Genomic DNA, 9366 nt, shown 5'->3' with positions numbered 1-9366 from the left:
GCCAGCCGGTCCACGCCGGCGGGAGTCTTGGAGTCGGCGGAAGCCTGCAGGTCCATGGTCGAGGCGCTTTCGGCTGGCCCATGGCGCGCACGGCCGCAAGCCGGCCGCGGCGACGTCTCTGGGGGTTCTACGCCAACGGACGCACGCGCGCCCGGTTCCCCGGCGCTAGACCTGCAAACGGTCGTCCGGCCGCGCCGCCAGGGCGTAGAGCGCGGGCATCAGGAAGACGCTGATCAGAAGGCGCGTGAACAGGCCGCTGACGATCACCAGGGCGAAAGGCCGCTGGCTGTCGGTGCCGACGCCGGTGGCGAGCGCGGCGGGCAGCAGGCCGAAGGCGGCGACCAGCGCGGTCATGGTGATGGGGCGCAATCTGAGGATCGCGCCTTCGCGGATCGCCTCGTCCAGGGGAATGCCGTCACGCCGCAGCTCGTTGACGTAGGAGATGTAGACCACCGCGGTCTGCACCGAGACCCCGATCAGGGCCAGGAATCCGACTCCCGACGACACCGAGAACGGTGTGTGCGTCAGCCAAAGCGCCAGGATGCCGCCCACCGGCGCCGACAGGACCACGCCGGCGATGGTGATGAACGGGAACTTGAAATTCCCATAGAGGGCGAAGAGCAGCATGAAGATCAGGAACACGGTCAGCGGCAGGATCACCTTCAGCTGATCGCGCGAGGCGGTGTACTCGGTGTAGTCGCCGCCCCAGTCCATGCGGTAGCCCGAGGGCAGGGCCACGTGACCGTTCACCTGGTTGATGGCGTCCTGCACGGCGCCGGCCAGGTCGCGGCCTTCTACGGAGAACTGCACGCCGATGTAGCGGGAGTTGTTCTCGCGGTAGATGAAGGACGCGCCGTCCTGCACCGAGATGTCGGCGAACTCCTTCAGCGGCAGCTGCTGGCCGCCAGGCGTCGCCACCAGGATGTTGCCGATCTCCTGCGGGTTGTCGCGGAACTGGTGGTCGAGGCGCACCACCAGGTCGAACTGCTTTTCCTGCTGCACCACCTGGGTGGCCACGTCGCCGCCGACGGCGGTGGTGATCAGGCCGTTGATGTCGTCGGCGTTGAGGCCATAGCGGGCGATCTTGGCCCGATCGATCTTCACCACCAGGCTGGGCTGGCCGAGCTCGTGGACGAGGGTGACGTCCTTGATGCCGCGGACATGCTCCAGGATCGCCTTCACGGCGCGGCCCTTCTGCTCCAGCGTGCCCAGGTCGCCGCCGAACACCTTCACGGCGAGGGCGCTCTTCAGGCCGGTCTCGGCCTCGTCGACGGCGTCCTCGGCCGGCTGGGTGTAGTTGAAGATCACCCCCGGGAAGGCCTCGAGCTTCTTGTTGATGGCCGCGATCAGCTGCGGCTTGGTGTGGTAGGCGCCGTTCCATTGCCCGTAGGGTTTCAGGCCCACGTAGAACTCGACGTTGAAGAAGCCCGTCGAGTCGGTGCCGTCATCCGGCCGGCCCAGTTCGGAGGCGACGGTGGTGACCTCCGGGAACGAGCGCAGGATGTCGCGCACCTTCGGCGTCAGCTTTGCGGACTCGTCGTAGCTGATGGTCGAGGGCATGGTGGCGCGCACCCACAGGGCGCCCTCGTCGAGCTGCGGCATGAACTCGGCGCCGATCAGGGGGACGAGCAGCAGGGACGCCGCGAAAACGATCCCGCAGGCGATCGTCACGCCCCAGCGGTGCTCCAGGCAGAAGTCGAGGCCGCGGATGTAGCGGGCCTTCACCCATTCGAAACCGGGATTGCGCCGCTCGCGCACGCCGTTGCGCATGAACCAGGCGCAGAGCACCGGCAGCAGGATCAGGGTGGCGAACAGCGATCCGACCAGGGCGAAGATCATCGTGTCGGCCATCGGCCGGAACAGGGTCCCTGACGGCCCCGACAGCACATAGATCGGCAGGAAGCTGACCACGATCACCAGTACGGCGTAGAACAGCGGCCGGTCCACTTCAGAGGCGGCGTCACGGATGATCTCGCCGACGTTCGCCCGCGTGCCCTCCCTGAGCGCGATTTGGCGGAAGATGTTCTCGACCATCACCACCGAGGCGTCGACCAATATGCCGAAGTCGATGGCGCCGATGGAGAGCAGGTTGGCCGAGGCCTTCTGGATGTTCAGACAGGTGAAGGCGAAGAGCAGGGCCAGCGGGATGGTCACCGCCACGATCAGCCCCGCGCGGATGTCGTAGAGGAAGAAAATCAGCACCACGATCACCAGCAGCATGCCGCGTAGCAGGTTGCCGGCGACGATGTGGGTGGTCAGCGTGACCAGGTCGGTCCGGTCGTAGAAAGGGACGATCTTCACGTCCTTGGGCAGGACCTGGCTGTTGAGCTCGCGGGCCTTGGCCTCGACCCCTTTCAGCACGTCCTGGGTCTTCTCTCCGGTGCGCAGCAGGATCACGCCCTCGACCGCGTCATCCTGCTTCTCGAAGCCGAACTCGCCGAGGCGCGGGGCGATGCCGATCTGGGCGTGGCCGATATCCTTCAGCAGGGTTGGCACCCCGTTGTGGACGGCCAGGACGACGTTGCCGATGTCCTCTAGCGTGTTGATCCGGCCGAGGCCCCGGACGTAGTAAAACTGGCCGCCCTGCGTATAGAAGCCGCCGCCGGCATTGGAATTGTTGGCGCCCAGCGCCGTCTCGGCCTGCTGGATCGAGAGGCCGGCGCCGGCCAGCTTCGCCGGGTCGAACAGCACCTGATACTGCATGGTCCCGCCGCCGAAACCGGAGTCGTCGGCCACGCCGGGCACGGCCTTGAAGGCGGGCTCGATGACCCAGTCCTCGAAGGTCTTCAACTCCATTGGCGAGCGGTCTGGGCTCTGCAGCACGTAGCGGTAGATCAGGCCCGACGGGGAAGACATCGGCGAGACCGAGGGCGTGACGCCGGTCGGCAGGCTCAGCCCCTGCAGGCTGTTGTAGACCTGCTGGCGGGCGAAATAGTTGTCGGTCCCGTCGGCGAAAGTCAGGGTGACGTCGGAGAGGCCGTAAAGCGAGATCGAGCGGCTGTAGGCGGTCTTGGGGATGCCATTCAGGCCAATCTCCACCGGTACGGTGATCAGCCGCTCGACCTCCTCGGCCGCGTGACCGGGCCACTGGGTGATGACCTCGACCATCGGCGGGGACAGGTCCGGATAGGCGTCCACCGGAAGGCGCTGCAGCGACCAGACGCCGACGCCGATCAGGATCGCCGTCATCAGCAGCACCAGCAGCGGCTGGCGCAGCGCGGTGGCCACGATCCGGTTCATCACCGAGGCCGCGGCCGCCTCGGCGGGCGGCGGAGGAGGGAGCGCGTCGCTCACTGGTTCTGCATGAACTGGACGAAGACGCCGCCATCGACGACGACCTTGTCGCCGGCGTTCAGACCTTGCGGGATCTCGTATTGGTCGCCGGTGGCGTAGCCCAGCGTCACGTGCCGGCGCGCAAAGCCGCCGCCCGCCTGGGCGACATAGACGAACGCCAGGTTCTCATCGTCGCGCAGTACGGCCGAGGCCGGCACCAAGAGACCATTGCTGGCCTGGCGCGACTGGATCTTCACCCGCACGTACATCTGCTTCTTCAGGACCCCGCCCGGGTTGGCGACTACCACACGGGCCAGGACCGCGCGGGTGTCGGGGTTGACCAGGGCGGCGATGTTGTCGACGGCGCCCGCGACAGGGGCTCCCACGCCGGTCTCGACGCTGGCCGGGTCGCCGGCGGCCACCGCGCCGGTGTCGGATCCGGCGATCTGCGCCATCACCCAGACCTTCGACAGGTTGGCGACGGTGAAGGCGGGCGTCGTTCCGGCCTGCAACAGCTGGCCGGGGGTGATCAGCTTTTCCACGACCGTGCCGGCGATGGGCGCGCGGATCTTGCCCTCGATGCGCGGAGCCAGCCGGCCCGCCTGCACGTCCTTGATCGCCTGCGGATCGATGTTCAGTCCGACCAACGCCTGCAGCGCCGCGTCGCGGTCGGCCTCGGCGTTGACGGCGTCGGTCTGGGCCTGCTGGGCTTCGCGCTCCGAGATGCCCTTGTGAGCGACGATATCCTTGTCGGCGTCGGCCAGCTGGCGGAGCGTGCGAGCGGTTGCGAGCGCCTTGGCGTAGGCGCTGAGCGCGGCGGCGTAGTCGGGCGAGTCCACGGTGGCGAGCGTGTCGCCGGCCTTCACCTTCTGCCCCGGCTCGACGAGCAGGCGCGAGACCGGCCCGGAGATCGGCGACAGCACGCTGGTGGCCTGGTCGTTGTCGAAGTCGACCACGCCGCTGGCCTCGACCATCTTGTGGAAGGCGGCGGGCGCGACCGTGTAGAGCCGGATGTGCTGCAGCTGCGCCGGCGTCAGGGTCACCAGCGCCGGCGTCGCTGCAGCGGCCTGGGCGGTTTCCGTGGGCTTCGGCGAACAGGCGGTCAGGGCCGCGAGCGCTAGGCCCAGCGCGGCGCCGGCCAGCGCGGCCTTTTTCAGGGGCGGGCTAGTTGGCATTGGCATCCTTGGCGAGATCGGGACGGCGCCACCAGCCGCCGCCGAGCGACTGGAAGAGGGCCGCCGTGTCGGCGAAGCGCGCGGCCTGGGCCTGCACGAGGGCGATGCGGGCCTGCTGATAGGCCTGCTGGGCGTTGAGCAACGCCAGGCCGCTGGCGTAGCCGTCCTGCATCTGGCGCTGAGTGAGGTCGAGGGTGACCTTGGCGGCCTCGGCGGCGAGGGCGGAGGCCTTCAGGCCGTCGGCGTCCTGCTGGATGGCCGACAGGCTGTCGGCGACGTTCTGGAACGCCCCGAGCACGGTGCTGCGATACTGCTGCGCGGCCTGTTCGTAGGTCGCTTTTGCCGCGCGCTCCTGGTGCAGCAGGGTCCCGCCCTCGAAGATCGGCATGGTGGCCGCCGCGCCCAGGCTCCAGAAGTTGGTGCCGGGCGTGAAGGCCTGGCTGAGCGCAATGGCGGTATTGCCGGCCATCGCAGAGAGCTGGATGTTCGGGAAGCGGTTGGCCTCAGCCACGCCGATCTGCGCGCTGGCGGCGTGCAGGTTGGCCTCGGCCTGGCGCACGTCCGGGCGCTGCTCGACCAGCTTGGAGGGCAGGGTCACGGGCAGGTCGGCGGGCAGTTGCAGGCTGGCGATGTCGATCTTGGCCACGGCCGCCTCGCTGGGGAGTTTCCCGATCAGGACGGCCAGCTGATCGTGTAGCTGGGCGGCCTGCTTCAGTAGCGGCGGCAGGCTGGCGGCGGCCTGGGCGAGCTGCGTCTCCTGGGCGGCCACGTCGATGCGGCTGGCGTAGCCCTTGTCGGCCTGATGCTTCAGGATCTCGACGCTCTGGGTCTCGATGTCGATCAGCTGGCGGGTGGCGTCGATCTGAGCCCGCAGGGACGCGTCGTTGATCGCGGCGACCACCACATTGCTGGTCAGCGTCAGGTGCGCGGCGATCATCTGGAAGCGGACTGACTGCTCCTGCGCCTTGGCCGATTCCACCGTGCGCCGCGTCAGGCCGAAGACGTCGAGCGCATAGGAGACGCTGACCTGCGGCGTGAAGAGGTTGAACTGGCTGGCATTGTCGGCGGGCGTCGGGGCGAGGGCGCCGGACTGGCGCTGGCGCGTTGCGGAATAGCCGGCCGAGACCTGCGGATAGTAAGCGCCTCTCTGCGAGAGCGTGGTCTCGTGCGCCGCGCTGAGCGCCGCCTGGGCCGCCTTCAGGTCGGGATTGGCGGCCAGGGCCTGGGTGACGAGGTCGTTGATCGGCTGCGAATGGAAGAGGGTCCACCAGTCGCCGGCGATATCGGCGCCGCTGGCGAAGGTCTGGGCTTCGCCGGCCGCTACCCCGGGCGTCGCAGCCGCAGGCGCCAAAGGCTGAGCGGTATAGCCCTGCACCATCGGCGCGGCCGGGGTCTTGAAGTTGGGCCCCACAGCGCAGGCGGCGAGGCCGAGGCCGCCGAGGGCCGCCAGCACCGGCAAGGCGAGCCGCCGTTGACGTTCGGCCATGTGACGTTCCGCGGTGCGCATCGTGAAGGCGGGTCTTGGCTCGGGGGACTCGGACAGGGGGTTTCGCTCTCGGTAGCTGAGCCGGAGTTCCGCGTCTATGTTATAACATTACCTACGGATGACACAGGCCGAGGATGAGGCTGGGTGCCTCAGGATCGTGGCTTCAATCGGACCGCTTAGCGTCAGCCTGAAACGCTAGGCCGGCGGACAGGTCCGTGAGGACGCTCCATGCTCCGACGCCGGCGGTCTTGCATGGATTATGCGCAGAGTGACGCCGGGCTCGCACATTCGCGAAGAATTTGCAGCCCGAGCAGGTTAGCCTGAACGCCGGGCAAGGGGCGGATGAACATGAGCGGACTGGCGGCGATCCTGGCGGCGGCGACGGTGGGCCTGACCGCGCCGCACGCGGCGGCGACGGGGCCTGCACCCCTGGTCGCCGGCGACGAGCCGGTGGTGGTGACCCAGCACAGGATCGCCACCTCGCGCGGCCCCCTGGCCTATGAGGCCCGCGCCGGGCGTCTGGCGATCCGCAACGCCGAGACCGGTGAGGTGCGCGGCCACATCTTCTTCACCGCCTATGTCGTCAAACAGCCGCCGGGCGCGAAGCCGCGGCCGCTGACCTTCGCCTGGAACGGCGGACCGACCTCGCCGGCGGTGCTGGTGCAGACTGAGCTCCTGGGTCCGCGCCGGATCGAGGGCGCCAGGTTCGTCGATAACGCCGAGAGCCTGCTCTACGCCTCGGACCTGGTGTTCATGGACCCGATCGAGACCGGGTTCTCGCGGCCGGAGAAGCCGGAGTTCGACAAGGAATTCCTCTCGACGCTCGGCGACTTCGCGGCCACCGCCGAATTCATCCGCGCCTGGCGCGCCCGGTTCGGCGCCGAAAAGCAGCCGCTGTTCCTGTTCGGCGAGAGCTACGGCACCTGGCGGGTCAACGGGACCACCGAGATCCTGGAGAAGCGCGGCACCAAGGTCGCCGGCGCCATGCTGCTCTCCGGCGGCGTGCCCGGTTCGCTGATGCCCTTCGAGTTCCAGGACGCCTACTATGTGCCGGCGCGCACCGCGACGGCCTTCTACTACAAGCGCCTGCCGCCGGACCTGATGGCCGACCGCGCCGCAACGCTCAAGGCGGTCGATGTCTGGGTGAGCGGGACCTACATGCCCGCCCTGCAGCGGGTGGGCCAACTCTCCGACTCCGAGCGGGACAAAGTGGCGGGCGACCTGGCGCGCTTCACCGGCATCCCGGCGTCGATGGTCGACCGCAAGACCCTGGTGGTGTCCAACCGGGCCTATCTCCAGGGCTTTTTCGGCGGCGACAAGGCCAAGACCCTGAACACCTACGACATGCGTATCTTCGGGCCGGAGCATGAGGCGCCTGGCTATAAGGGCGCGGTCATGGACTATTTCCGCGGCGAGCTCGGCTATCGCACGGACCTGAACTACGTGGACCTGGAAGAGGGCTACATGCCGACGCCCGGACCGTCGCGGCGCTCGACCGGCAGTCGCTGGTCCTACAATCACACCGAGATCACGCCGGAAATGATGGCGCACATGAACGCCGGCGGCGGGCCGCCGGCCTCGCAGCCCTGGCTGCAAGACGCCATGCGCGCCGACCCGGACCTGAAGGTGTTCGTGGCCGCGGGCCGCTACGACAGCCTGAACATGTGCGAGGGCAATCTGAAAATGACCGCCAAGCTGGAGCCGGCGCTTTCGACCCGTTTCGCCGACCACTGCTACGAGGGTGGTCACATGATGTATCGCGTCCTGGACACCCGGCTGCAGCTGTCGAAGGACCTGGAAGCCTTCGTGAAGGGGACGGGCGCGAAGTGACCCGGCGGAGCCTGCGCGCCCTGCTGATCGCCGCGCTGGGCTGCGCGAGCCTGGCGCCCGCGCCCGCGCCGCATGCGTCCGCGCCGACGCAACCCGCGACGCCGCCGGACCAGATGGCGGTCACCCACGGCCAGGTGGCGGTCGCCGGCAAGCCGTTCCACTACACTGCTCGAGCCGGTCTGATCCCGCTCTACGACAACGACACCGGCGCCCTGATGGCGCGGATGTTCATCGTCGCCTATACGGCCGACCGCGCGCCGGGCCAGCCGCCGCGGCCGCTGACCTTCGTCTGGAACGGCGGGCCGGGATCGAGCTCGTCGCAGGTGCATCTGATGGGCTTCGGCCCGAAAGGATTCAAGACGGCGGCGACCTATCCGCAATGGAAGGGTCCACCGAAGGAGATCATCGACCGGCCGGACACCTGGCTGGCCTTCAGCGACCTGGTGTTCGTGGATCCAATCGGCACCGGCTACAGCCGCGCGACCACCGACGCCTATCGCGACATCCTCTACACCCAGCACGGCGACGGCGAGGCGGTGGCGGAGATGATCCGGATCTACCGCACACGCTACGACGCCTTCGACCAGCCGCTGTTCCTGGCCGGTGAGAGCTACGGCACCACGCGCGCGATGGAAGTGGCCGGCGACCTCGCCCGGCGCCGCACGCCGGTGGCGGGCGTGATGCTGATCTCGGGCTTCTATGACGTCGGCCAGTCGGTCCCTCGCGGGCTGAACCAGGCGCTGGAACTGTCGATGTTCACGGCCACGGCCTGGTACCACAAGCGCCTGCCCGCCGACCTGCTAGCCAAGGGGCAACAGGCCGCCGTCGATGAGGCTGTCGCCTGGGCGCGCAAGACCTACGCGCCCGCCCTTGAGAATCCCGACGCGCTCAGCGCCGATGGTCGCGCGGCGGTGCTGGCGGGTCTCCGCCGCTACACCGGCCTTGATCCCAAATACGTCGAGGCCAAGACGCTGCTGATCGACAAGGGCGTCTTCACCGATCATCTGCTGGAGGACCGCGACGAGGTGCTGGGGCGCTACGACGCGCGGATGGCCCTGCCGAAAAGCAGCCTGGCGGGCCAGTCGTGGCTGCCGACCCATGACGCCAGCCTGGCGCCGATGCTGGACCTGATGGAGGGCACTTCGGTCCCGCTGATCCGCTACATCCGCGACACGCTCGGTTACCATTCGGATCTGCTCTACCGCGGGCCGTTCGGCGAGGCGTTCCACCCGCTGCCGATGGTGACCAATCCGGGCGGCCTGGGTGACGACTGGATGACGCTGATGTGGAATCGCGTCCCCCGGCCGAAGGAGGGCCCGCCCAAGGCGGACGGTCCGCCGCCGCCCAAGGAAGCACCGCCGCTGCGCCAGGCCATGGACGCCCAGCCGCACCTTCTCGTGTTCAACGTTCGCGGCATGTACGATGGGGACTGCGCCGGGCTGGACGAGGCGGTCGCGCGTTCGGACGCGGCCCTGCGTCCCCGCGTCCGCAACCGCTGCTACCCCGCCGGCCACATGGTCTACACCGACGACGCCGTGCGGCTGCAGCTCTCCCACGACTTCGCACAGTTCGTGCGCGACGGCGTCTCAGCCCGGTAGCCTC

The 9366-nt window shown here is 68.6% G+C and carries 5 protein-coding genes; 2 read left to right on the top strand and 3 right to left on the bottom strand.

Annotated features, from left to right (window positions below):
• Positions 1–165: 165 nt before the first annotated feature.
• From E8A12_RS22545 to E8A12_RS22535, 3 genes are read right to left on the bottom strand one after another with little or no spacing between them, the layout of a single operon-like run.
• Positions 166–3294: a CusA/CzcA family heavy metal efflux RND transporter gene (locus E8A12_RS22545; protein WP_293373129.1), complete on the bottom strand. Its 3129-nt coding sequence runs from the start codon at positions 3292–3294 to the stop codon at positions 166–168.
• Positions 3291–4448, bottom strand: a complete 1158-nt coding sequence (locus E8A12_RS22540) for an efflux RND transporter periplasmic adaptor subunit (RefSeq protein ID WP_293373127.1) — start codon at positions 4446–4448, stop codon at positions 3291–3293. The genes E8A12_RS22545 and E8A12_RS22540 overlap by 4 nt, the downstream gene beginning before the upstream one ends.
• Positions 4438–5934, bottom strand: a complete 1497-nt coding sequence (locus E8A12_RS22535; protein ID WP_293373125.1) for an efflux transporter outer membrane subunit — start codon at positions 5932–5934, stop codon at positions 4438–4440. The genes E8A12_RS22540 and E8A12_RS22535 overlap by 11 nt, the downstream gene beginning before the upstream one ends.
• Positions 5935–6282: 348 nt before the next feature.
• Between E8A12_RS22535 and E8A12_RS22530 the strand changes: the two genes are divergently transcribed.
• A complete protein-coding gene (locus E8A12_RS22530) occupies positions 6283–7764 on the top strand; it encodes a peptidase S10 (protein ID WP_293373123.1) in 1482 nt (493 codons plus the stop codon).
• Positions 7761–9362, top strand: coding sequence for a hypothetical protein (locus E8A12_RS22525; RefSeq protein WP_293373121.1), 1602 nt, complete (start codon positions 7761–7763; stop codon positions 9360–9362). Before E8A12_RS22530 ends, E8A12_RS22525 begins: the two co-directional genes overlap by 4 nt.
• Positions 9363–9366 lie beyond the last annotated feature (4 nt).

It is taken from the genome of Phenylobacterium sp., assembly GCF_004799395.1.
Classification (GTDB): domain Bacteria; phylum Pseudomonadota; class Alphaproteobacteria; order Caulobacterales; family Caulobacteraceae; genus Phenylobacterium.
This window is presented reverse-complemented; position numbering and strand designations above follow the sequence as displayed.